Annotated in this window: 17 protein-coding genes and 1 pseudogene; 12 read left to right on the forward strand and 6 right to left on the reverse strand. The window is 41.6% G+C overall.

Features of this window, described 5'->3' with window-relative positions:
- Positions 1 to 446 precede the first annotated feature (446 nt).
- From KW060_RS03785 to KW060_RS03795, 3 genes are all read left to right on the forward strand, one after another.
- Positions 447 to 2675: a methyl-accepting chemotaxis protein gene (locus KW060_RS03785; protein ID WP_249035040.1), complete on the forward strand. Its 2229-nt coding sequence runs from the start codon at positions 447 to 449 to the stop codon at positions 2673 to 2675.
- 56 nt (positions 2676 to 2731) lie between these two features.
- Complete coding sequence (locus KW060_RS03790; RefSeq protein WP_249035041.1) at positions 2732 to 3415, forward strand: TorF family putative porin; 684 nt, start codon at positions 2732 to 2734, stop codon at positions 3413 to 3415.
- A 190-nt stretch (positions 3416 to 3605) separates the two neighbouring features.
- Positions 3606 to 4976, forward strand: coding sequence for a sodium-dependent transporter (locus KW060_RS03795; RefSeq protein ID WP_249035042.1), 1371 nt, complete (start codon positions 3606 to 3608; stop codon positions 4974 to 4976).
- On the opposite strand, the gene KW060_RS03800 is transcribed toward KW060_RS03795, so the two are convergent.
- Entirely contained in the window at positions 4977 to 5765 is a 789-nt protein-coding gene (locus KW060_RS03800; protein ID WP_249035043.1) for a carbon-nitrogen hydrolase family protein, read from the reverse strand.
- A 224-nt stretch (positions 5766 to 5989) separates the two neighbouring features.
- Between KW060_RS03800 and KW060_RS03805 the strand changes: the two genes are divergently transcribed.
- Positions 5990 to 7360, forward strand: coding sequence for an ATP-binding protein (locus tag KW060_RS03805; RefSeq protein ID WP_249035044.1), 1371 nt, complete (start codon positions 5990 to 5992; stop codon positions 7358 to 7360).
- A 5-nt stretch (positions 7361 to 7365) separates the two neighbouring features.
- On the opposite strand, the gene KW060_RS03810 is transcribed toward KW060_RS03805, so the two are convergent.
- Positions 7366 to 7794 (reverse strand): BLUF domain-containing protein, encoded by a 429-nt coding sequence (locus tag KW060_RS03810; protein WP_249035045.1) that lies wholly within the window; start codon positions 7792 to 7794, stop codon positions 7366 to 7368.
- Between the two features lie 45 nt (positions 7795 to 7839).
- Positions 7840 to 9018 (reverse strand): aminotransferase class V-fold PLP-dependent enzyme, encoded by a 1179-nt coding sequence (locus KW060_RS03815; RefSeq protein WP_249035046.1) that lies wholly within the window; start codon positions 9016 to 9018, stop codon positions 7840 to 7842.
- A gap of 105 nt (positions 9019 to 9123) precedes the next feature.
- Between KW060_RS03815 and KW060_RS03820 the strand changes: the two genes are divergently transcribed.
- From KW060_RS03820 to KW060_RS03850, 8 genes and pseudogenes are all read left to right on the forward strand, one after another.
- Positions 9124 to 10707 carry an amidase gene (locus KW060_RS03820; RefSeq protein WP_249035047.1) on the forward strand — a complete coding sequence of 528 codons (1584 nt, stop codon included), beginning with the start codon at positions 9124 to 9126 and terminating at the stop codon, positions 10705 to 10707.
- The gene (locus KW060_RS03825) at positions 10704 to 12386 is read left to right on the forward strand and encodes a formate--tetrahydrofolate ligase (RefSeq protein WP_249035048.1); all 1683 of its coding nucleotides are present in this window, start codon (positions 10704 to 10706) and stop codon (positions 12384 to 12386) included. The genes KW060_RS03820 and KW060_RS03825 overlap by 4 nt, the downstream gene beginning before the upstream one ends.
- A gap of 159 nt (positions 12387 to 12545) precedes the next feature.
- Entirely contained in the window at positions 12546 to 13151 is a 606-nt protein-coding gene (locus KW060_RS03830; RefSeq protein ID WP_249035049.1) for a hypothetical protein, read from the forward strand.
- A 123-nt stretch (positions 13152 to 13274) separates the two neighbouring features.
- Positions 13275 to 14291, forward strand: a complete 1017-nt coding sequence (locus KW060_RS03835; protein ID WP_249035050.1) for a TAXI family TRAP transporter solute-binding subunit — start codon at positions 13275 to 13277, stop codon at positions 14289 to 14291.
- Positions 14292 to 14297: 6 nt separating this feature from the next.
- Positions 14298 to 16220, forward strand: coding sequence for a TRAP transporter permease (locus tag KW060_RS03840; RefSeq protein WP_249035051.1), 1923 nt, complete (start codon positions 14298 to 14300; stop codon positions 16218 to 16220).
- 116 nt (positions 16221 to 16336) lie between these two features.
- A complete protein-coding gene (locus KW060_RS03845) occupies positions 16337 to 16801 on the forward strand; it encodes a (2Fe-2S)-binding protein (RefSeq protein ID WP_249035052.1) in 465 nt (154 codons plus the stop codon).
- Positions 16800 to 16862 (forward strand): annotated as a pseudogene (locus tag KW060_RS15875) (twin-arginine translocation signal domain-containing protein); the annotation flags it as partial. The gene KW060_RS03845 and the pseudogene KW060_RS15875, both read left to right, overlap by 2 nt.
- Before the next feature lie 438 nt (positions 16863 to 17300).
- Positions 17301 to 19022, forward strand: coding sequence for a xanthine dehydrogenase family protein molybdopterin-binding subunit (locus KW060_RS03850; RefSeq protein ID WP_420833172.1), 1722 nt, complete (start codon positions 17301 to 17303; stop codon positions 19020 to 19022).
- Here the strand turns inward: KW060_RS03850 and KW060_RS03855 are convergent.
- From KW060_RS03855 to KW060_RS03865, 3 genes are read right to left on the reverse strand one after another with little or no spacing between them, the layout of a single operon-like run.
- Complete coding sequence (locus tag KW060_RS03855) at positions 18973 to 20274, reverse strand: PepSY-associated TM helix domain-containing protein (RefSeq protein WP_249035054.1); 1302 nt, start codon at positions 20272 to 20274, stop codon at positions 18973 to 18975. The genes KW060_RS03850 and KW060_RS03855 overlap by 50 nt on opposite strands.
- 1 nt (position 20275) lies before the next feature.
- The gene (locus KW060_RS03860) at positions 20276 to 20857 is read right to left on the reverse strand and encodes a hypothetical protein (RefSeq protein ID WP_249035055.1); all 582 of its coding nucleotides are present in this window, start codon (positions 20855 to 20857) and stop codon (positions 20276 to 20278) included.
- A 46-nt stretch (positions 20858 to 20903) separates the two neighbouring features.
- Positions 20904 to 23063, reverse strand: coding sequence for a TonB-dependent siderophore receptor (locus KW060_RS03865; RefSeq protein WP_249035056.1), 2160 nt, complete (start codon positions 23061 to 23063; stop codon positions 20904 to 20906).
- Positions 23064 to 23085: the final 22 nt, after the last annotated feature.

The raw sequence follows: 23085 nt of genomic DNA on the forward strand, positions 1-23085 counted from the left end.
ATAATTGGTTAATATTCCCTAAACCGTTCTTCGTTGTGGAAGAGTTTTTGTAAATTCGAATATATTGAGAAAAATGTCATCGAAATTGATATTTTTCATTCATTTATTGAGAGAAAATATCTCTAAAATTTACACATGAATATTTGAAATCTATTGAGCAATTTTTAATCCAAAATTGTCAATTTTTTACCCGTCATAAATTGCTTTTCAGAGTTAATTTGGCAAAAAAATGTTCCAAAAATGATGTTTAAAATAATTTTTGAAAAAATCGTAAGTAACTGAAAAAATAAATATATTTAATATTCATCTTTATGGGGGGAATAACGCAAAAGAAAATTATTAATCAGTTTAATAAATTTTTAATATATCTGGGATAAAGTAATAATTACAGTAAGTTATAGTGTTCAGTCATTGGGGGCAACCTAATTTATAGTAAAAGGTACCCGATGATAGTAAATGTAAAAAATGCCTCTCTGGCGATCAAAATTCCAGTTTCAGCAATCATAATTGTCCTGATCACAGCCCTGATCGTGACCGTAACATCCTATAATTCAGCAAAGAACGAAGTTAATGCGCAAGCAGAGAGTAAACTGGTTGCTGTATTGGACGGTAGGACGTCTGAATTACGATCATATTTAAGCGCAATTCAGGAAGATTTATTGCTGGTTTCTTCAAATTTGAACACGATATCCGCTGTTCAGGATTTTTCCTCTACTTGGATGGAATTGGGGATGGGGGCATCAAGCACAGTACGGGATTTATACTTAACATCACAATTATCTGATCTTTATGATGCGGGTGATGATTCAACATATACAGCTGCACATGTAAAATATCATCCTTGGTTTCATGAATTGCAGCAAAATCGTGGTTATTACGATGTGTTTTTGTTCAATATTAATGGTGATCTAATTTATTCAGTTTTTAAAGAAGCTGACTATGGAACCAATATGAACACAGGTGAATGGAAAGACACTGACCTTGCTAATGTTTTTAAGGCTTCAAGAAATGCTGCTGAAAAAGCAGTTTCTTTTTATGATTTTAGGCCATATGCCCCAAGTGCGAATGCGCCAGCGAGTTTTATTTCAACACCGATATTTGATTTGATGGGCAACCGTATTGGTGTGCTTGCTTTTCAAATGCCAATAGCACGAATTAATGAAATTATGCAGAAATCATCTGGAATGGGAACATCTGGTGAAAGTTACATTGTTGGCGATGATTATTTGATGCGCTCTGATAGTCGTTTCTTAAACGAAGGTGAAACCTCAATTCTTAAAACGCGTGTTGATGGCGTGACCGCACAAAATGCCATTGGCGGACAATCAGGTATTGAAATTGTAGAGGATTACCGTGGCATCAATGTGTTATCGGCTTATCAAGGGATTGATTTTAACGGTGTCAAATGGGCGTTGCTCGCTGAAATTGACGAAGAAGAAGTCAACGCACCAGTAGTAAGCATGAGAAACACAATGATCATGATTGCAATCGGCCTGACAATTATATTGGGTGGTGTTGCATATTATGGTTCAGTAACAATCACAAAGCCAATCGTCGCGCTTGTTAACGTTATGGATGTGTTATCAAATGAAAACCGAACAGATGTAGAGGTGCCATCACGTCAACGTCAAGATGAATTGGGTAATATTGGGCGTGCTGTCGAAACATTTCGTTTGAGCATGATAGAAGGTGAAAGATTACGTGAAGAAGCGCGTGTCGCCGAAGAAGCTGAACGTGAGAGAGAGCAGCTAGAGAAAGAGGCTATTGCTGAACAAGAAAGACAGAAAGCCGAAAGAGAACGTGAAGAAGCCGCAGCCGTTGAAGCAAGGGCAAATGCGTTAGCGGATTTAGTTAGCACGTTCAATTCTGAAGTTACGGCAATGATCCAGAGCGTTACTTCCGGAACCACAGAACTAGAGGCAACAGCACAGGCAATGACATCGGTCGCGGATGATGCGGGAGTTAAATCTTCAGCAGTTGCCGCTGCTGCAGAAGAGGCGTCAGCAAATGTACAGACAGTTGCAACAGCCACTGAAGAAATGAGTGCCTCTGTTAATGAAATTAGTCAACAAATGTTGCGTTCGAATGAGGCGACACAAGAAGTATCCAAGAAAACGGATATGACAACCAAAATTATGGAAGATTTATCGAGTTCTTCGCAATCCATTAATGATATTATTAACTTGATTAATGATATTGCTGAACAAACGAACCTGTTGGCATTGAATGCGACTATTGAAGCGGCTCGTGCTGGCGATGCTGGTAAAGGTTTCGCCGTTGTCGCATCAGAAGTGAAATCATTAGCTGGACAAACAGCAGGGGCCACAAATCAGATTAGTGAGCAAATTAGAGACATTCAAGTAAAGGTCAAAGACGCTACTGATGCCATGTCAGAGATTTCCTCATCAGTTAGTTTAATGGCGAACATGACGTCTTCTGTTGCTTCCGCCGTTGAAGAACAACAGGCCGTTACAAATGAAATATCAAGAAATGTTCAAGAAGCATCTAAAGGCACAGAAGATGTTAGTCAGAATATCAGCGGCGTGGCTGCTGGTGCTTCTGAAACGGCCTCTGCTGCTTCGCAAGTCATGAGCACTTCAAAAGATATAGCTCATCAAACAGTAACACTAAAAACCACGATTGATACATTTATTGCCGGAGTAAACAAAATATAGATGGAGTGATTTTTATTGGGGTGGAGTAATTGAAATTTAAGAGTAAAGGAGTTTGCATGTCTAGGTTTCTAAAAATATCGTCTACGGTGATGATGCTGATTATGATGGGGGAAACAGCAATTGCGCAAATGTCTGACTTTACAGTTTCTGGGAATATAAGTGGTATAAGTGATTACCGTTTTAGGGGGGTATCATTAACAAGTAAGGATCCAGCGGTTCAGGGCACATTGAATTTACAACATAGTTCTGGGTTTTATGTAACCGTTTGGGGATCAAATATATCTGATTTTAACGGCGCCAATACAGAAGTGGATGTAATGGCTGGGTATGTTTTCGATGCAGGAAATGACGTTTCTTTTAATTTGGGTGTAATGGAATACATTTATCCAGGTGGTACAGGAACTAATTATTTTGAAGCGTATGGGTTTGCAACTTTCCCAGTGGCCGTGGGAAGTTTAACGGTGGGTATTAATTATACGCCAAGTCAGAATAATATCGGAAGTCAGGATAATACTTATCTTTCTGCCAGTTATTCCATGCCGATACTTGATACCGGTTTAACCGGAAGCGCATATTTCGCATACGAGGATGGTGCGTTTGGTACAAATAAAACCGATTGGTCACTAGGTTTGTCATATGATATTGACCAAATTACCATTGGTGCAAAATATATCGATACTAATCTGGGCAGTGGAGCAGGTAGTGCAACCGGTTTAGGGTATATTACGCTTAACTTTTAAATAATCATCATAATGAAACAATTTAATGCGTGCTTTAATTTTTTGAAGCGCGCATTATTTGTGTTAGATAGAATAACAAGAAATTAAATGTTTAAAATATTTGCAATCAATCATGCAGGGGTTAAACTGTATATTGTATAAAATCATAAAGGCGTGGAAAAAATGGCGTCAAATATAAAAGGGGAAGATAATGCAATCTCAATCATCAACACCAAGGTGGTCGTCTGAATACGCCTTTGTACTTGCGGCTGTGGGGGCTGCAGTGGGGCTTGGAAATATATGGCGTTTTCCGTATCTGGCGGGACAATCAGGCGGCGGCGCTTTTGTAATCGTTTATCTATTATTTGTAATCGCACTTGGTATTCCGCTTGTGATGGGGGAACTTGCTCTTGGGAGGCAGGGCGGCAAAAGCCCCGTTGCCACGATGGAAGATCTTCAGAAAAAAGGACATCATCCTTTTTGGAAATCAATTGGTTGGGTCAGTGTTTGTCTGCCGCTCGTAACCATGGGCTTTTATACGGTTGTTACAGGCTGGATCCTTGATTTTATTGTTCGCACCTTGATGGGGTCTTTCAATAATATCAATGCCGATCAATCAACCGAATATTTTTCTGTTTTGCAAAATAGCTGGGCATATATGTTAAGCCTTAATACTGGTTTCATGATCATTCTTGGTATCGTTGTGGCGCTTGGTGTTAAAAAAGGGCTTGAAACAACAGTTCGTATTATGATGCCGGCTTTGTTTGCTATTCTTGTTCTGATGGCGATTTACTCGCTGGCAACCGGTGATGCGGGGGCTGCGCTTACATTTTTGTTTGAACCAGATTTTTCAAAAATTACTTTCAGGGTTTTGATTGATGCATTGGGCCAGGCGCTATTTTCTCTGGCGATTGGTGCTGGTGCACTTATTACGTATGGTGCCTATTTACCGCAGGATGTGAATATTCCAAAAACTGCGAAGGTTATCGCTGTTTCCGATACGCTTGTTGCGATTTTCGCTGGCTTGGCTATTTTCCCGATTGTATTTCAATATGGTCTTGAACCAAGCGAGGGCGCAGGGCTGATCTTTGTCTCACTGCCAATCGCATTTGGTCAGATGACAGGCGGTATTATCATTGGTTCGCTGTTTTTCATTTTGCTTATTTTTGCATCATTTACATCCGGTATTAGTATGATTGAACCGATTGTATCTGTGCTAGAAGGAAAAGGATTATCACGTAAAAAAGGCGTGATCTTGGTCAGCAGTTTTTGTTGGTTCCTAAGTATGCTGGCGGCACTATCATTTAATATTCTTCAGGACGAACGCCCGCTAGGTTTTATTCCGTTCCTCGCGGAAATGAATATCTTTGATACTCTGAATTTCTTGGTGTCGGCTATTATCTTGCCGTTTAACGCAATGATTATTGCTATCTTTATCGGATGGTTATTGTCGCGTAAAACGCTGCTTGAACAGTTCGGTTATAAAGAAACAGACATGGGTTGGAAGCTATGGTCATTTTCCATGAAGCTTCTCTCACCCATTGCCTGTGCCTTTATTTTATTGAATGTGTTCTTTGCTTAATTAATCATGCACATAGCGTGGATATGTGCTTTTGGCTTCCTTCGCGTCGTCAAGATCAATTTCCACGCTAGCAAAGGGGTTATCCGGATCGGTGGTGGCAAGCACATCACCCTCTGGTGATACAATCCAACTGAGGCCGCCAATATTGGCTGCTTTATAACCTTCCGGTGTATAGCTATTTGAAGACAGGCAAAATGCGCCTGAAACGACGGCAGCAGCTTGTCCACCCGCAAGCCATTTTTCTGTTGATCCATGCGGCGTTGCACGCGGAACACAAAGCAAATCAACTTTATGTTTTCCATATTCACGTGAATGTTCAAAGAACCACATTTCAGTACAAATTTGTACTCCCAAAATCATTCCGTTTGCGCGGGCAGGGTTAAAAATACCATCGCCGCGGTCGTACCAATTGGCTTCCCAATATCCGCCCTCATTGGGTAGGTTCCATTTTGCATGGAAATTTTGGTCTTTGTTTTCAGGTGTCCAGATGTATGCCTGATTTTGATGACGGCCATCGGCTTCTAACGTTGGGCGTGTCCCCATAACTGCTGGCGCACCAAGTTCATTAAACTTTGCAATTTCAGCATCATGCGCATTAATGGCTTCTTGCCATTTTGCAGGATCACAATCATGTTTTGTCGCAAGCCAATCGAAGAAACACATTTCCGGCAAAAGAAGGAAATCCGTTTTATTCTCTTTTACGTGCTTTGCTAAGTCGATCATATTTTGTGCGCGGACATCTGCTCTGTTATCCAATTGCACAACGGTGACAGTTTTTTTGTTGCTCATTAATCACTCCCGTATTTTAAATTTATGCATACTCTATCTTTAAGAAAAAATAATACAACCTGAATTATAAAGAGGTGATAGGTAGTTAGTTAAATCATGTATAAAAAATAAATATTAACATATTAAATAATCTTTATTAATCAATGGCTTATGTGACTTTTTTCTTGAATTGTTATAATGTTGCGTGTACATAGTTTTCGGGGATATTTTTTGACGAGTGCATAGTGTATATTTTTGTTGCGTTTATAGTAGCGGCAGTCATATTCGTCCTGGATATCATCACACCACTTGGTGTTGCTGCCGGGGTGCCATATGTGGCGCTGATTTTATTAGGATTGAAATTTGAAGACAGGCAATGGTTTTTAAGACTTGCCTATGGTTCTACGTTTTTAATTATTATCGGTTTTTTCCTTTCTGAAAGTTATGCGGTTCTCTGGGTTGTTCTATTGAACAGGGTTTATGCTTTATCGGCGATCTGGATTACTGCGATTTTACTTTATATGTATAAGGGCGAAAGCCTGCGGTTTCGAGAGGCATTTCGAAGCTCCACCAATGGTCATGTTGTGTCCGATGATAAGGGCATTATTCTTGCTGTAAATCCGGCAATGGAAAGAATTTTCGGCTATACCGAAGAAGAATTAATGGGCGAAAATATCACGATCCTGATGCCAAAGAAAAACGGCATGGAACATAGCGTTTATATGGATAGTTATATTCAAACCGGGCATAAAAGAATCATTGGTATCGGTCGTGAACTTGTTGCAAAGCATAAAGATGGTCATTTATTTCCCATACATTTGGGAATTGGTGAATTAAAAAGAAAGCGTCAAAGAAATTTTCTGGCATCTATTTCAGATATGACTGAAATCACAAGAGCACAAGCAGCCGCTGAAGAAGCCAATATCGCTAAAAGTCAATTTCTCGCTAATATGAGCCATGAATTAAGAACCCCATTAAATGCCGTGATTGGTTTTAGTGAAATCATTAAAGGTCAAACAATTTCCGACCTTGGTGAAGAGAGAGTCCATGAATATAACGATATTATTCATACGGCCGGTACGCATCTGTTGACGATGATTAATGATATTCTTGATATTTCACGTACAGAGGTCGGGGCGATTAAACTTAATCTGACGCCGGTGGATTTAAATACCTTGCTACGGTCGGCGATTAATACTTGTCTTGTGAAAATGAAAGAAAATGAAACTGAATCTGAACTGGTTTTTGATGACAATATCAAGATGGGTTTGTTTGACAGTAAGCTTTTAACACAAGTACTGATTAACCTTATTCATAATGCCAGTAAATTTACCCATAAGGGCAAGATTACTGTATCAGCAGAACTTGTTGGTGGTAACAGTGTATGCCTTAAAGTAAATGATACTGGTATCGGCATACCGGAAGATCATCTTGAAAGAATATTTGAACGCTTTGCCATCGTTGATAATGCCATGTCACGTAATCATGGTGGGGCAGGGCTTGGACTTTCGCTTGTGCAGAATTTATGTACCATCATGAATGCAGAAGTTTCAGTGAAAAGTGAAATTAATAAGGGTACTGAATTCACTGTTATGGTGCCATATAAGGAAGCGTGATCCCTTTAAACTTGTTCTCTTATGGATGAATTATAAAAAGTACTTAGAAGTATTTTTAATATGTCGTGCGGCTGGGTAGTAACCTTATTATTAATCACTTGATCGGATAATTCAGAGATTGCATCGTGCTTAGTCAATGAAATATCTAATGCAAGGCCTGCCATTGACCAATCGGCAAAACTTCTTTCAGTAATTTGTTCATCGATTACCTTTGTAACAGCATGGTGGCGGCCATCTTTTTGGATTTTTGCAAATAAGGTATCAATGGCTTCGTCAGGTCCTTCAATAATTTGAAAGAAGCACGCCCTAGCATAAAGAAGGATACCTGTAATGTCGCTCTTTTGGTTGTTTGAAACGGCCACTTCAACCAGTTTTTTAAGGTGTTCTTCCTTAAAATTTTTTGTCTGGCTAGAATAATAGGCGATTTGTTTCATGGTATTTTCTTTTCTTATTACCAATAGGTAAGATCAAGAATACCATTAATTGATTATTTCACCAAGTTTCTGAATGAATGTTTCAATTTCGCTTTCATCATTAAAATAATGCACAGAAGCCCTAACCAGGTTCGGGAGTTTATTTTTTGTAGCATCTAGTAAAGTGCTATTCGGTTCAGAAAGGCTCGTATTTATTCCTTTTTCACGCAATTTGGCGACAAGATCTTCTGATTTATGCCCATCCACATGGAATGTTGTAATCGCGCATTGATGTTCACTGATCGCGTGGATATGCATGCCCGGAAGTTCTGATAATTTTGTTCTTAATAATCCGGCAAGTTCGTCATTTCTTGCCTTGATGTTTTCAAGACCGACATCAAGCGCATAATCAACGGCTGCGCCAAGGCCAAGGACGGCTGCATAATTATATTCCCAGTTTTCAAAACGTCTGCCGTCCGGTCTTAACTCATAAATGGTCGGGCTAACCCAATCGGCACTTCGCAGGTCAACAATTGGCGGGTGCAATTGATCAATGATTGATTTTCTGACATATAAAAAACCGACACCGCGCGGCCCGCGCATATATTTACGGCCTGTTGCGGAAAGCATGTCACAGCCAAGTTCATCAACATCCAGTGGCATTTGCCCTGCTGACTGGCAGGCATCAAGCAAGAAAAGAATGTTATGTTTTTTGGCAATTTTGCCGACTTCTTGTACCTGATTGATAAGGCCGCTATTTGTTGGCACATGGGTTGTTGAAATAAGTTTCACTTTTTCATCAATCATGAACTCAAGCAGTTCCAGATTTAAATTACCATCTTCATCGCTTGGGATGACTTCAACGGAAACCTGCTTTTCACGGGCAATATGAAGATAGGCAATGAAGTTGGAAACATATTCTGCCTCAACCGTTAAAATGCGGTCACCTGGTTTGAAATCGATGGCGTAAAAAGCCATAGCCCAGCCCACAGTGGCATTTTCGACAATGGAAATTTCTGACGCATCTGCATTAATCATTTTGGCCACAGATTTATAAACATTATCAATGCGTTCTTTCGCAGCACTCATGGCTTCGTAGCCACCAATAGATGCTTCCAGTTTCAAATGTTCAATTTGAGTATCCAGCACGGACTGTGGCATCAATGATGCACCGGCATTATTAAAATGAATGATGTTTTGCTTGCCTGGTGTGTCGGCATAGATTTTTACTTTGTTTAAAGTCATGTTACGTCCTATGTCATTTGGGCAGAATAGAACATAAAAATATCGCTTCCTCAATTTAAAAATTTAAGTTAGCATGGCAAAAAAAATAATATGGGAAGTTATATATTGAACAGGTTTTATCTTGTTTTTATTTTTTATTACTTGGGCGCGTGTTTTTCCGCGGCCCAATCTTTCCAGTTTGTTGAAGCAACCATTGGGGATATTCATAAAGCACTTCAGTCAGGTCATGTGACGTGTCGGGATATCGTTTCCGGTTATATGGACCGTATTAATTATTTTGATGAAGACACAAAATTAAACGCGATTACGGTGATAAATCGTGGTGCCCTTGCCAAGGCTGATGCCATAGATGAAAAAATTGCAAATGGTGAAAAATTAGGGTCGCTTTATTGTGCACCGATACTTGTAAAAGATAATTTTGATACGCATGACCTGCCAACAACTGGTGGTTCCATTGCGTTAAAAGATAATTACCCACCTGATGATGCCTTTATGGTTAGGAAACTGCGCGAAGCAGATGCAATTGTTATCGCAAAAACCAATATGGCAGAATGGGCGTTTAGCCCGCGTAAAACCAAAAGTTCATCATACGGCACAACTGCAAACGCATATGATTTGACAAGAGTGCCAGCGGGATCAAGTGGCGGAACAGCGTCTGCAACGGCGGCTAGTTTTGGGGTTGCGGGCATGGGGTCGGATACGGGAAATAGCATTCGGGGGCCATCTTCACATCTTGCCTTATTCGGCATTCGTTCAACAATTGGGCTGACTAGTCGTGACGGTATTATTCCGCTTGCATGGGACCGTGATATTGCGGGGCCAATGACAAGATCGGTCGAGGACGGCGCAAAAATATTTAATGTGGTCGCGGGCTATGATCCGGCAGATCCGATGACGAAATTTGGTAAAGGAAAACACAAAGCAGATTATACAAAGTTTCTTGATAAAAATGGTCTTAAAGGAAAACGCATTGGTGTGTTGCGAGATCTTGTATTTACAGAAGATGCTGATCCTGCGGTTACAGCTTTATTTATTCAGGCGGTCGAGGATTTAAAAGCCGCAGGGGCCATTATTGTTGATCCATTCACCATTGATAATTTTGCAGCTCATCGTGATGCCGATAATTTCTGTTCTCGTTTTAGGTATGATATGCATGAGTATCTAAAATCATTGGGACCGGATGCGCCAATTAAGGATGTAATGATGGTTTTGGAAACAGGACAGCATACACCGGATGTGCGTGGTGGGCTTGAAAGCTTTGGTGCCGGGCCGCTTGATGTTCATCCGAATGATCAGAACCCGCCTTGTATGGAATATCCAAACCATGAAGGACGAAATGCGTTTAAGAAAGATGTCCTTGCAGCAATGGATAAACACAATGTGGATGTCATCATTTACCCGACATGGACAAATCCGCCAGCCACATTGATGCGCGCTGATCAGGATTATAAAGGGGATAATAGCCAGCTGATTGCTCCATCAACCGGACTTCCAGCTGCAACTGTACCGATGGGATATACTCACGGAAACTTACCTGCGGGGTTACAGTTTTTAGCGCGGGATTATCAGGAAGATATTTTATTTACCGTTTCATATGCTTATGAACAAAAAACAAAACACCGGAGGCCGCCACGTCGCTTTCCGGAAATCGACAGAATAACTCAATTTGCAAAAGTGGATATAAAATGACTAACGAATATAAAAGCGATATTGAAATCGCACGCGAAGCAACTGCAAAACCAATTCAGGAAATCGCAGATAAAATTGATATTCCCGAAGATGCGCTGATCAGGTACGGCGATGACAAGGCAAAAGTGAGCCTTGATTATATTGAAAGTTTAAAAGACAAGCCGGATGGAAAGCTGATTCTCGTGACGGCGATCACACCAACACCGGCCGGTGAAGGTAAGACAACCACGACAGTTGGACTTGGTGATGGTCTTAATAAAATCGGTAAAAAAGCGATGATTTGTATTCGCGAACCATCCCTTGGTCCATGCTTTGGAATGAAGGGGGGCGCTGCCGGTGGTGGTTATGCACAAGTGATCCCGATGGAAGATATCAACCTGCATTTTACGGGTGATTTCCACGCGATTACGTCAGCCAATAACCTGCTTGCGGCGATGATTGATAATCATAATTATTGGGGTAATGCATCACAGCTGGATAACCGCCGTATCGTTTGGCGCCGTGTTATGGATATGAATGACCGCAGTTTACGTAATATCGCAACATCACTTGGTGGTGTGGCAAATGGTTTCCCACGTGAAGGCGGATTTGACATCACGCCAGCATCGGAAGTGATGGCGATTTTCTGTTTGGCGAGCGGCATTGATGACCTGCGCCGCCGTCTTGGTGGTATTACAATTGGTCAAACACGTGACCGCAAACCGGTATATGCCCGTGAAGTAAAGGCGGACGGCCCGATGACAGTGCTTCTTAAAGATGCATTACAGCCGAACCTAGTGCAAACACTTGAACATAATCCGGCGTTCATTCATGGTGGGCCATTTGCAAATATTGCCCATGGTTGTAATACGGTGATGGCAACAAAAGCCGCGCTTAAAATGGCAGATTATGTTGTGACAGAGGCCGGTTTCGGTGCTGATCTTGGTGCGGAGAAATTCTTTGATATCAAATGTCGTAAAGCTGGTCTTAGCCCAGATTGCGTTGTGCTTGTAGCGACTGTTCGTGCGCTTAAGATGCATGGTGGCGTGGCGAAAGATGATTTAGGAAAAGAAGATGTTGATGCAGTGAATAAGGGATTAGAGAACCTTGAACGCCACGCGGAAAACATTAAGAAATTTGGGGTTGATGCGGTGGTTGGTATTAACCGTTTCCCAACGGATACGGACGCTGAAATTCAAGCCGTGGTTGATGCATGTGCGAAAGTTGGAATCAAGGCCGTTGAAAGTTATCACTGGGCACACGGAAGTGACGGAAGTGCTGAACTTGCGCAGGTTGTTGCAGATACTATTGACGAAGGAAACGCAGATTTTAATGTATTATACCCTGATCATCTGAACCTGATGACCAAGATCGAAGTGATTGCAAAAGAGATTTACCGTGCGGATGAGGTCTTTGCTGATCAGAAAATCAGAAACCAACTTAAAGATTTTGAAAAGGATGGTTTTGGACATTTGCCAGTTTGCATGGCCAAAACGCAGTATAGTTTTTCAACGGACCCAGCATTAAAAGGCGCGCCGAGCGGATATGGAGTCCCGATTAGGGAAGTGCGCATTTCATCCGGTGCTGAATTTATCCTTGTGGTTTGTGGTGCAATCATGACCATGCCGGGACTTCCGCGTGTGCCAGCGGCGGAAGCCATTGAAATTGATGAGGACGGTTTGGTTCAAGGACTGTTCTAATATTTTATAAATCAAATTATTACGCCGTCTAATAAGAAAATATTGGACGGCGTTTTCAATTTTTCATCATTGCATCCAGTATAAAGTTATATAAGATAAAATTAATGAAAATGACTGATGCAAATCAGTTATTATTGGAAATAATAATAGGGGGGAATAATGAATTTCAAAACAAATAGAAAAAAACCAGTTTTTGGTCGTAAAAAGGTAAGTAAGAAAAATATTCCAAGTAACACAATGTTCTCAAAGGATGAGCGTCTTTCTATAATGAAAAAAGAATTGAAGAAAGATTTCGTTTCTTTTGACGATGCTAAAGTAAGGCACAAAGAATTATTGGAGAAAATTAATCTTCAAATTAGGGAGAGGGGATGTGTTGGTATTAATTGGGTGCCTTTGTGTAAAACTGCATGCGAAAAAGGAGAAATATCTTCTTTTTTGCTAGAAGAGCTTGGGTTAGACCCATTTTTAAAATGGAATAGCCTTTATTTTGCTAAAGACGAGAAAACGGCATTTATATTTGATACGGTCTTGTATGAACCTAGATTAGAAGGATTATACAACGATCAAATTCTGGTATTGATCAAGAATGCGCGAGATGGTTGGGAAAAAGCAAAAGAGCAATATTTGATGACAGGTAATCTACGTGAATTAAAAACATATAGAGATGTATTGAAAATTCAATTTGCGAATATCTCAGCAGATGTAGATAAAATTATTTACGCCAATAAGCAAAATCATATTCAACATTTCTTTAGTATCAAATGATAGTAATCTTAAGAATAGAACATTATTAATAGCCTAATCCCATTGAATTCATCATTAAAATCATTAAGATGTTTTGTGATATAATATTACAAAAAATATTAAATAGGGATTTTATGTCAGATCATGAGGCAGTTTTTTAAGAATACAGCATTATTTATTCTTGGGTTTATGGTGGTTCTGGCTACATCTATCCCATCTTTTGCTCAAAGCAGGCAATTTACAATTGGTACCGGTTTTGTCGGCAGTTCAATGCATGCGCTGGGAACTGTTATGGCAAAGCATATGCAGAAAAATTTGCGCATGCGTGTGACAGCACGTCCCCATGTGGGGCCAAGTGCCTTTATGCCGTTGATTAATGCAGGTGAAATCACCATGGGCTTATCATCCATGAGTGAATCAAATGCATCTTACCTAGGGCTTGAAACGGATCCGATGAAAGATGTCCGCACCATTGGGCGCATTGTTACAATGCCTTTTGCCTTTGTTGTACGTAAGGATAGCGGCATTAACACCATCGAGGATTTAAAAGGCAAGCGTGTGGTGTTGGATTTTGCTGCGGCTGGTGCATTAACGGAAATGACACAAACTATGCTTGATGGTGCCGGGTTAAGCCGCGATGATGTTGAGGTCGTTACGGTTTCTGGTGTTGGCCAAGGGATCGAGGCTGTCGTCGAAGGAAATGCAGACGCAGCACCAGGAAGTGTGAGCATGGCCGCGGTTCGAAAAGCCAATGCCACAGCGGGGATCACGATCCCAAGTCTTGAAAAAGAAGGATTTGAAGAAAGGTTGGCGCAGACAGCTTCTTCGCCCATTAGGCCATTTGTCGTTGCCGCAGGCAGTTATCCGGGTATTGAAAAAGAAACACGCATTTTTGGTATGGATATTTATATTGTTGTTCCGGCATCGCTATCCGATGTGGATGTGGTAAAAATTATGGATGTGCTTCATAATAATTGGGATGATATGGCAAAGGATTATGCGGGACTTGCAAATTTTGCACCAGCTGGACTAGTGCATGAAACACAAACCGTGCCGTACCACAAAGCCGCCATTGAATATTTCAAAAGCGATAAAGGTGGAAACATTTGGGACGCTGAGGCCGAAGCACGAAATCAAAAATTATTGGATGTCTGGAAATAAGTAATCGTGAGTGATCAACATAGTCAGGCAGAGGAACCATTCTTAAAAAAAGCAGTCAATGTTTTTATGTTCGGTGTTCCAATATTGTGTGGCATTGGTTGGATCATGGGTGTTCCACTACAGCTTGGATTATCAGTACTAAGCGGTAATTATCTGGCATTATTAATTGGTTTTTCGGTGGCTGCCGCCTTTATATACTGGCCATATGGCGAGCAGGTAAAATCCTATGATTATATTTTAGCCTTTCTTGCCTGTGCAGCTTGGCTACTATGCGCTTATCATTATGAAGAATGGCTTTTAAATCAGCATGAGAGAACCTTGTTTAAAGTATCAATGGCGATTGCATCGATTGGCCTTTTGACCGAAGGGGTTCGAAAAACTACCGGAAATGGTATGGCGGTTATCATATTGGCATCACTTTTATATGGTGTGTTTGGTCATAAGGCGCCAGGGATATTCGAGGGGGCGCAAAATGATTATGATGCGCTGTTTATGTATCTTTATATTGATAGTAGCGCGGTGCTTGGTTTTATCATTATGGTGGCGGGGACATTGATCCTTGGGTTTTTGATCCTTGGACAGGTAATGCAAGCGAGTGGCGCAACAACATTTTTTTCCGATATTGCCATGGCATCCATCGGCCATAGACGAGGTGGCCCTGCGAAAGTATCTGTGGTTGGCAGTTCATTGATGGGAACGGTAAGCGGTGCAACGGTTGCTAATATTATGTCAACGGGCATGGTTTCAATTCCGCTTATGAAACGAAACGGATTTAAAGGATCAATGGCCGCAGGGATCGAGGCCGTTGCATCTAACGGCAGTCAACTTGCCCCGCCCGTAATGGGGGCAACAGCATTTATCATCGCGGAATATTTGGAAATGCCATATTCCACAATTGTTGCGGCGGCGATCATCCCGGCAATCGTTTATTATTTATTTCTATTTTGTCAGATCGATTTTTATGCCCGTGATAAGGGACTTGAAGGATTAAAGAAGTCGGAACTTCCGAACCTGATGAATGTGCTTAAATCGGGCTGGCTCTTTATCATCCCACTTGGGGTGCTTTTGTTTTTCTTATTTGTTCTTAATTTTAATCCGGCAAAATCCGCGTTATATGCGACGCTTTCGTTACTTGTTCTGGCGCTTTTGAAATTTAGGAAACTTCCGACATTATCGCTTATGTATGATTGTCTGGTGCAGCTTGGAAAACCATTTGTAATGCTTGTGATGATTTGCGGTGGAGCAGGGGTCATCATTGGCGTCATTAATATGAGCGGCCTTGGTTTTAGTATCGCGCTCGCATTAAGTGATGTTGGTATGGCGTACGGTTTATTTGTGATGTTATTGCTTACGGCATTTGCGTCCATTGTTCTTGGGATGGGGATGCCGACATCGGCCGTCTATATTATTGTGGCGATGTTACTTGCGCCATCAATTGCCGATATGGGCGTGCCCTTAATCGCTGCGCATTTCTTCGTTTTTTATTTTGGCCTTGCGTCTTTCTTAACGCCGCCCGTTGCAATTGCATCGTATGCGGCGGCCAGTCTCGCGAAAGCAGACCTTAAGGAAACAAGTATTGCGGGGCTTAAGTTAGGTCTTTCTGCCTTTATTATTCCGTTCTATTTTATATATAATCCTGAAATCCTGATGGTTGGCGATTGGCCGGATATCCTTATTGGATTTGCACTGCTTGCAATCGCAGGTGTCCTTCTTGCGCGAGCGATAACGTTATTTTCTAGCGAAGAATATAAAACAAATTTTTATGGCATGATTGATTTAACGGGTTCATTAGTGGTCGGCACGGCGACTATCTGGCTTGGTAATGATAGTGTCTTTATATACGCGGTTGTCTTAATCGGGGCGATAGCAATTATCCTCGGTAATCGTTTTTTGAAAAGCAATGAAGCGACCGACGGCGAATTAGAATAAATTATTTACGCGTAAGATAATTTCATCCAATTTTCACAAATATGTTATTTGCTTTTTCAATATAATGTTATAGTGTAACAAAAATTAAATAGGGTAATTAAGATAACGAGGAAAATATGGTGAAATTTACGGTCAATGGCAAAGAGCACACCTTTACCGGTGATGAAGATATGCCGCTTCTTTGGTATTTGCGTGAAGATGCAAAATTAACAGGGACAAAATTTGGTTGCGGTATCGCGCAGTGCGGTGCATGTACGGTTCATATGGGTGGTATGGCACAACGATCATGTTCCATCCCAATGGCTGCTGTTGACGGTGAAGATATTGTCACTATTGAAGGACTTGGAACTGCAGAACGTCTGCATGCGGTTCAGCGTGCATGGATCGATGAAGATGTAGCCCAGTGTGGTTTCTGTCAAGCGGGTCAGATCATGGCAATCGCATCTTTTCTTAAAGATTTTCCAAACCCAACAGATCAGGATATTGATGAAAATCATGACAATCTGTGTCGCTGTGCCAGTTATGCCCGTATGCGTAAGGCGATCCACACAGCCGCCCGTTATTTAAGAGGGGAGAGCTAAGATGGATAGAAGAAACTTTTTAAAAGTCACCGCGGCCGCCGGTGCACTGGTGATAACGGGGCCATCATTTAGCTTTGCACAGAATAGCAATGATGAACGTTATAAAAATATGGATGCGAACCTTGGTTTTTATCTGAAAATTGATGCTGATAATACGGTTACAATTGGTTATTCCGTTCCAGATGATGGCACGGGCGTAAGTACGGCGCTGCCGATGTTGGTCGCAGAAGAGCTTGGTGTTGATTTTGCCAAGATTCAAGTTGAAAAATTACCGCCCCTTTATAAAGAAAATGATGACAGCAATGCCCGTGATGGATATGTCAATCAAACATACAAAGGACATTCAATCCACCAAACAACAGGGGGCAGTCAGTCAATTCGCAGGTCATATGATATGCTTCGTATGGCGGGGGCAGAAGCGCGCGACCGTTTGATACAAGCCGCTGCAGATGAGTTAGGCGTTTCTATGTCACAGTTAAAAGCCGAAGACGGTCATATTATGAATGGTGGAAGAAAAATACCGTTTTCGTCACTTGTGGAAAAGGCAGCGGCTCTAGAGCTTAAAAATGAGCCAAAGCTGAAAGAACCGGATGAATATACCATTATTGGTACAGATCAACCGCAAAAGGTGGCCGGTGATATTGCCGTTGGTAAACAGAAGTATGCCATGGATATGGAACTGCCCGGAATGCTTAATGCAGTGATTGCAAGATGCCCGTATATGGACGGTCTTGTGAAATCATTTGATGCAACAGAAGCCTTAAAAGTACCAGGGGTGCGTCATGTGGTTCGCGTTAACCGAATTCCGGAAGATCTTAACGAACAAAAATATATCGCCGATGGAGTTGCGGTTATCGCTGATAGCCACTGGGCCGCATTAAAGGGACGCGAAGCGCTTGAGATCGAATGGGATAAAGGACGTTGGGCCCATGTTGATAATGCATGGATCGATGGTAACTTTGATAAGCTTGTTGCCAGTGGTGATACCAAAGTGCGCCTTGAGCATGGCGATTTTGATCAGGCCTTTGCGGATGCCGATAAGACATTAGAAGTCACATACGAACAACCATATTGGGCCCATGCGACAATGGAAACACCATGTGGACTTGTGGATGTTCAAAAAGACAAGGTTATTGTCTATGCGGGCAACCAAACGGCCGTTCGCGTAATGAATGATTTGATGCGCGTTCTACCGGGTTATACGCATGATCAGTTTGAAGTAAACATCATGCGTCTTGGTTCCGGTTTTGGCCGTAAATTTATCGTTGATGCCTGTACCGAAGCTGCGATTCTTTCACGTGAGGTTGGTGCACCGGTTAAAGTGATCTGGACACGTGAAGATGACCTAGAGCAGGACTTTTATAATCCAAAAGGTCGTCATATGTTTAAAGGCGGTCTTGATAAAGATGGCAAATTGGTCGCTGCAAATTATATCCATTGTTCAACAGATAATGATTTTGCTACCCATGCATTCCCTGCCCATCATGTACCGAATTACCGTGGTGAAGTTATCAGTAGCCAGGTTTTACCAAGTGGTCCATGGCGTGGTCCTACGGAAAATGTGGCTGGATACGCAATGCAGAGTTTTGTTGATGAAATGGCGCATATGGCAGGACAGTGTCCGCTTAAGTATCGCATTGATATGTTCCGTGAAACGGGCGACACACCGCATCCGGGCTTTAGCAGTGATGTAATGGTCGCGGACCGCTTCATCAATGTGCTGCAAATTGCAGCGAAAAATGCCGGATGGGGTAAAGAGCTTCCAAAAGGGCACGGTATGGGTGTTGCTAGCTTCATGACATTTGGTGGTTATGCCGCCTGTGTGGTTGAAGTAAAAGTGGATGATGATGGAACACTAACCATTATACATGCATCTGGTGCTGCTGATCCTGGTATTGCCATTAACCCACAAGGGTGCCGTGCTCAAATCGAAAGTGGCACGCTGGATGGATTTAGTGCCGCAATGGGACAGGCTATTGAAATTGAAGGCGGCCGTGTTGTGAATAATAACTTTGATAGTTATGAAATGGCACGTATCGGCCTTGCACCGCATAACTTCACCGCCGAAGTGGCACGCAACACCATTTCACCAAAGGGACTTGGTGAAATGTCATTGCCACCAGCAATTCCGGCGCTTTGTAATGCGATCTTTGATGCCTGTGGTGTTCGTATTAGGAAACTTCCGATTGCGGATCAACTTGAGAAAGCAATGAAAGCCTAGATCGGGTTTTCATCACAAAAATAGCGATAAAGCCAATGTGCCCAAGCCAGAAAATAGGGGCGAGTGGCACGGCTTTATCGTGAAAAATAAAGCTGATGACATATGTCGTTACTAACATCGATGGGGTTGCCCAAATCACTGCGGCCCATGCCGCTTCAAATTGTGGTAACGGGTTTCCAGCGGATGCTTGTTTGATGAAATATATTTTTGTGCCTGAATGGATAATATAAAGCAGCGCGATGCCAAACAGGAAATATGCGAACTTTATCGGGTAACCGCCGAAATAACCGAAATGAATTTTATACATTGAATCTGCGATTTGTTGCCCGATGGTACCATCCGCAGAACCCACTGTTCCCACAAATTCGGCATCACCATTAAAGTTATATTTTTCTGCGTAAATGAGCCTTCTTGGGTGTTCTGCCATAATTTGTAGATATTGTCCTTTGGTACCCGGGTCATGTAAGATCACATATACCATTGGCTTATCGGGATGATGTTCGTTTAAGTAATTAAAAGCTTTCGAAAAGTCGACAAGTGGCGCTTTTTCAAGGTTCATTTCTGGCTCGGCCCCGAATACGGGTTCAAAAACAGCTTCATAATCACCGTCATACTTTAAATATCCCACAAAAAGGGCTGCAACGATTGATAATCCGATCATGGTACCGGAAAGTGTAACGGCAAATATGAATGGTGAAGTCCAGACACTTAATCTGTTATGCAGATCGACTTGTTTGATTTGTTCTGATTTATTAAGCCTAAATGAAAAAGCATCTTTGAAAATATTGGGGTGTGCGAAAAAACCGGATAGAGAAATAGCAAATAAAAACACGCCAAAAATCGCAACAATAACCATGCCGATAATGGATGGGATATTCAGATAATAATGTAAATTAATTAGAAAATCATTCCATGGGTAATGGGTTGGTGCGATGATGTTGCCGTTTTCATCAATATAATGTTCTTTGTTATCGGTTTCGACAATGGCACGTTTATTATCATCCGCTGGCATGTGAATAAATAAATGTGCGGTTTCAGGGTCAAGCGCTATCGCATTTGCAGCTGCTTTTTCTGCGGCTTCACCGGATATTGATGAAACAACAGGTTCAGTTCTGTTCTCAAATAGCATTAATTCGTCTTTGAAAACGGAAATTGTGCCGCTTAAACAAATGATATAGAGCACGCCACTAACCGCCAATGCAATGGCGCTGTGTGCATTAAGTGATTTTTTTACTATTGATGAATTTGCCATTTTAATTCCCCAGAACCATTAATATTGCCCCGAAACCAGTAATTAGGGCCATAACGATGTTTTTGTATTTCCGTGATGTTGCAGCTATATGATAAAATGCTAATGTCCCCCAAATGATGGGATATAGCATTAAAGCGAATACCAGACTGTTTGACATATGGGCGCCAGAAAAAATAATGATTTCATAAATACCCATTGTAAATGTTAACGCGACTATGCCGCAGAAAAGGCCGTAAAAAAGAAAGTTTTTAAGGACAATTAATGCACCTTTTTTGCAAATAAACGGGTCATTTTCTGTTACTTGTTTTTGGTGAGGTGGTTTCTTTTTTGAGCTATTGTTAATTGCTTCTTTAAAAACAAACAATAGTGCAATCACGCCAATTAATAACATTGCCATATATGTTCCCCGGTCACCACCGGCTGCATATCCCCACATGATAGTTGCAGCGAGCAATAGAAACCATCCCAACAGATTTAATTTAACGGATCTTGATTTTAGTGACCATGATCGCCAGAGTGTGAATATGCTTATCACTGATAAACACGTCCCGATTAACGCATATGATAATATTATAGAATTCATGGAAAAATGACCCGGGGATTTCTCCCCGAGCCCTCATAGATGCAAATTAGAATTTATATTTAGCGCGACCAACGATTGTTCTGCCCTCACCAGGGAAACAGTCACCACGTGCAAGACAGGTGCCGTAATATGCACTATCAAACAAATTACGCAGGTTAAGTGTAAATTCCATGTCGCCATAATCATATCCGATCAGCGCATCCATAACCGTGTACCCTTTGGTCGTAACAACCATTGGGGTTGGGGCAAAATCATTTGCTGCCGGATATGCCGTGCCGTGACTTTCATTGCCGCTTGCGTGACGGATACCAGCACCAAGCCTAAGACCAGCCAGATCACCACTTGCAGGTTCCCATGTTACCCATGCAGAGGCTTGGTTTTTAGGAACGCTTGGAAAAATGATGCCGTTCGGGTCTTTGGCATCTACATAACTGTAACTAGCATCGAATTTAAATTCACCGATTACGGTTTGGGCTTCAACTTCGAAACCTTTAATGTCTGCGATACCTTCTTGTTGTGTTGGGGCATTTGGAAGACCTGCCGGGTTATCAAGATTTGATTGTTCAATATCAAAATAAGCCATTGTTATATAAGTGCGTGTACCGCGTGGCTGATATTTTATTCCAACCTCAAGCTGCTTACCCTCTTGTGGTTTAAGTGGTTCATTCGTAATGGCATCAAGACCGGTAACAGCAAGGAATGATTCAGAGTAACTGATATATGGGTTAAGACCGATTTCCGTTTTATAAAGTGCGCCGGCGCTGAAACTTGTTGCTGAATCTTTTTGAGTATCAACGCCGTTAAATGTTTTTACTTCGTCGTATCTTACGCCCGCGTTAATAACGAAGTTACCAGCGGTGATCTGATCATTGATGTAGAAGCCGGTTGTTTTTGTATTGCTTTCGCTTCTGTTGCGTGCAGCGTCAAAATCAGCTTGATCAGGAATTTCTGAACCGGAATAATCCGGGTTAAATAGATTAAATGTCGTCGGCAATCCATAGAGATAAGCTGATTCAGATAACGTATCGACATCCTGATAATTCACACCTGCAAGCATTTGATGTTCAATGACATCTGTGTTGAATTCAGCGCGAAAACGCGCATCAACAGCAAATTGATTTGAGCTTGCCGGATTATCATACCAACTTCGGCCAATGGCGGTTCCATCTGGTGTTGTACGCGGTGCACCATCACCAAGGAAGGCTACCCAAGTTTGTTTATAATCGGCTTCGTTGTCACGGTATCTTGCTGTTGCTTCGAATGAAAAAATCTCATTGATTTCTTGTTCAGCAAATAAAGTCGCAGAAAATGATTTCGTATCATATGTGTTAAACGCAGGATCACCAACATATAGTGAGTTATCAACAGCCTGCCCATTGGTGCCGGCACAGACAGCGTCAATTGAATTGGTAACATCGGTTGTTGCGCAACCCGTTACGGTTTGTGGTAGGAATTGATGCGCAGTATCACTTTTACGGTCTGTGTAATTAATGAGCGCTGTAAGTCTTGTGCTTTCATCTTCATAGGTAAGAGACGGTGCGATCACAAATGCATCATCATTTACATAATCAACTTGTGTATCACTATCGCGGTAAAGCGTCACAAGACGTCCGGATATGTTACCATTATCAGAAAGAATACCACCAACATCCATCGCGATTTGTTTACGGTTATGGGTACCATAATCAACAACAATTTCGCGGGTTGTGTTTTCAGCGGATGCTTTTTTACTGATGGTATTTAAAATGCCACCTGGTGAACCCTGACCATACAGTACTGATGCTGGCCCTTTTAAAATTTCAACTTGTTCTAGGGTATAAATATCTGATCTGGCATTATTATAATAACCGAAAAGAACTTGCACGTTATCAAGATATTCTGGCACATCAAGGCCACGAACATAAGGAAAATCACCGCGTGTTGAATACCCGAAACTGTCGCCAACTACACCGGCTGTATAGTTGAGTGTATCATCAAGGGTGAGGGAACCTTTCTCAAGAAATTCATCTGCTTTGATTACTGAAACTGAACGCGCCGTTTCAAGGATCGGAATGTCAGATTTGGTCGCGCCAAAATTTGAAACTCTACCAACAACCGTTATGACATCGGCGTCAAGTTGATCAGTGTTGTCTTCTGATGCTTGTTGTGCATTTGCAGCTTCTGTAGCAGCAAGCATCATGGTGAGGGAAATAAAATTCTTAAACATTTCTATCTTTCTAATATTAATA

It is taken from the genome of Pseudemcibacter aquimaris, assembly GCF_028869115.1.
Lineage (GTDB): Bacteria > Pseudomonadota > Alphaproteobacteria > Sphingomonadales > Emcibacteraceae > Pseudemcibacter > Pseudemcibacter aquimaris.

Coding starts and splice junctions, on each gene's coding strand:
- KW060_RS03785 (WP_249035040.1), top strand. CDS start 447: ATGATAGTAAATGTAAAAAATGCCTCTCTGGCGATCAAAATTCCAGTT.
- KW060_RS03790 (WP_249035041.1), top strand. CDS start 2,732: ATGTCTAGGTTTCTAAAAATATCGTCTACGGTGATGATGCTGATTATG.
- KW060_RS03795 (WP_249035042.1), top strand. CDS start 3,606: ATGCAATCTCAATCATCAACACCAAGGTGGTCGTCTGAATACGCCTTT.
- KW060_RS03800 (WP_249035043.1), bottom strand. CDS start 5,765: ATGAGCAACAAAAAAACTGTCACCGTTGTGCAATTGGATAACAGAGCA.
- KW060_RS03810 (WP_249035045.1), bottom strand. CDS start 7,794: ATGAAACAAATCGCCTATTATTCTAGCCAGACAAAAAATTTTAAGGAA.
- KW060_RS03815 (WP_249035046.1), bottom strand. CDS start 9,018: ATGACTTTAAACAAAGTAAAAATCTATGCCGACACACCAGGCAAGCAA.
- KW060_RS03825 (WP_249035048.1), top strand. CDS start 10,704: ATGACTAACGAATATAAAAGCGATATTGAAATCGCACGCGAAGCAACT.
- KW060_RS03830 (WP_249035049.1), top strand. CDS start 12,546: ATGAATTTCAAAACAAATAGAAAAAAACCAGTTTTTGGTCGTAAAAAG.
- KW060_RS03835 (WP_249035050.1), top strand. CDS start 13,275: ATGAGGCAGTTTTTTAAGAATACAGCATTATTTATTCTTGGGTTTATG.
- KW060_RS03845 (WP_249035052.1), top strand. CDS start 16,337: ATGGTGAAATTTACGGTCAATGGCAAAGAGCACACCTTTACCGGTGAT.
- KW060_RS03850 (WP_420833172.1), top strand. CDS start 17,301: ATGAATGGTGGAAGAAAAATACCGTTTTCGTCACTTGTGGAAAAGGCA.
- KW060_RS03855 (WP_249035054.1), bottom strand. CDS start 20,274: ATGGCAAATTCATCAATAGTAAAAAAATCACTTAATGCACACAGCGCC.
- KW060_RS03860 (WP_249035055.1), bottom strand. CDS start 20,857: ATGAATTCTATAATATTATCATATGCGTTAATCGGGACGTGTTTATCA.
- KW060_RS03865 (WP_249035056.1), bottom strand. CDS start 23,063: ATGTTTAAGAATTTTATTTCCCTCACCATGATGCTTGCTGCTACAGAA.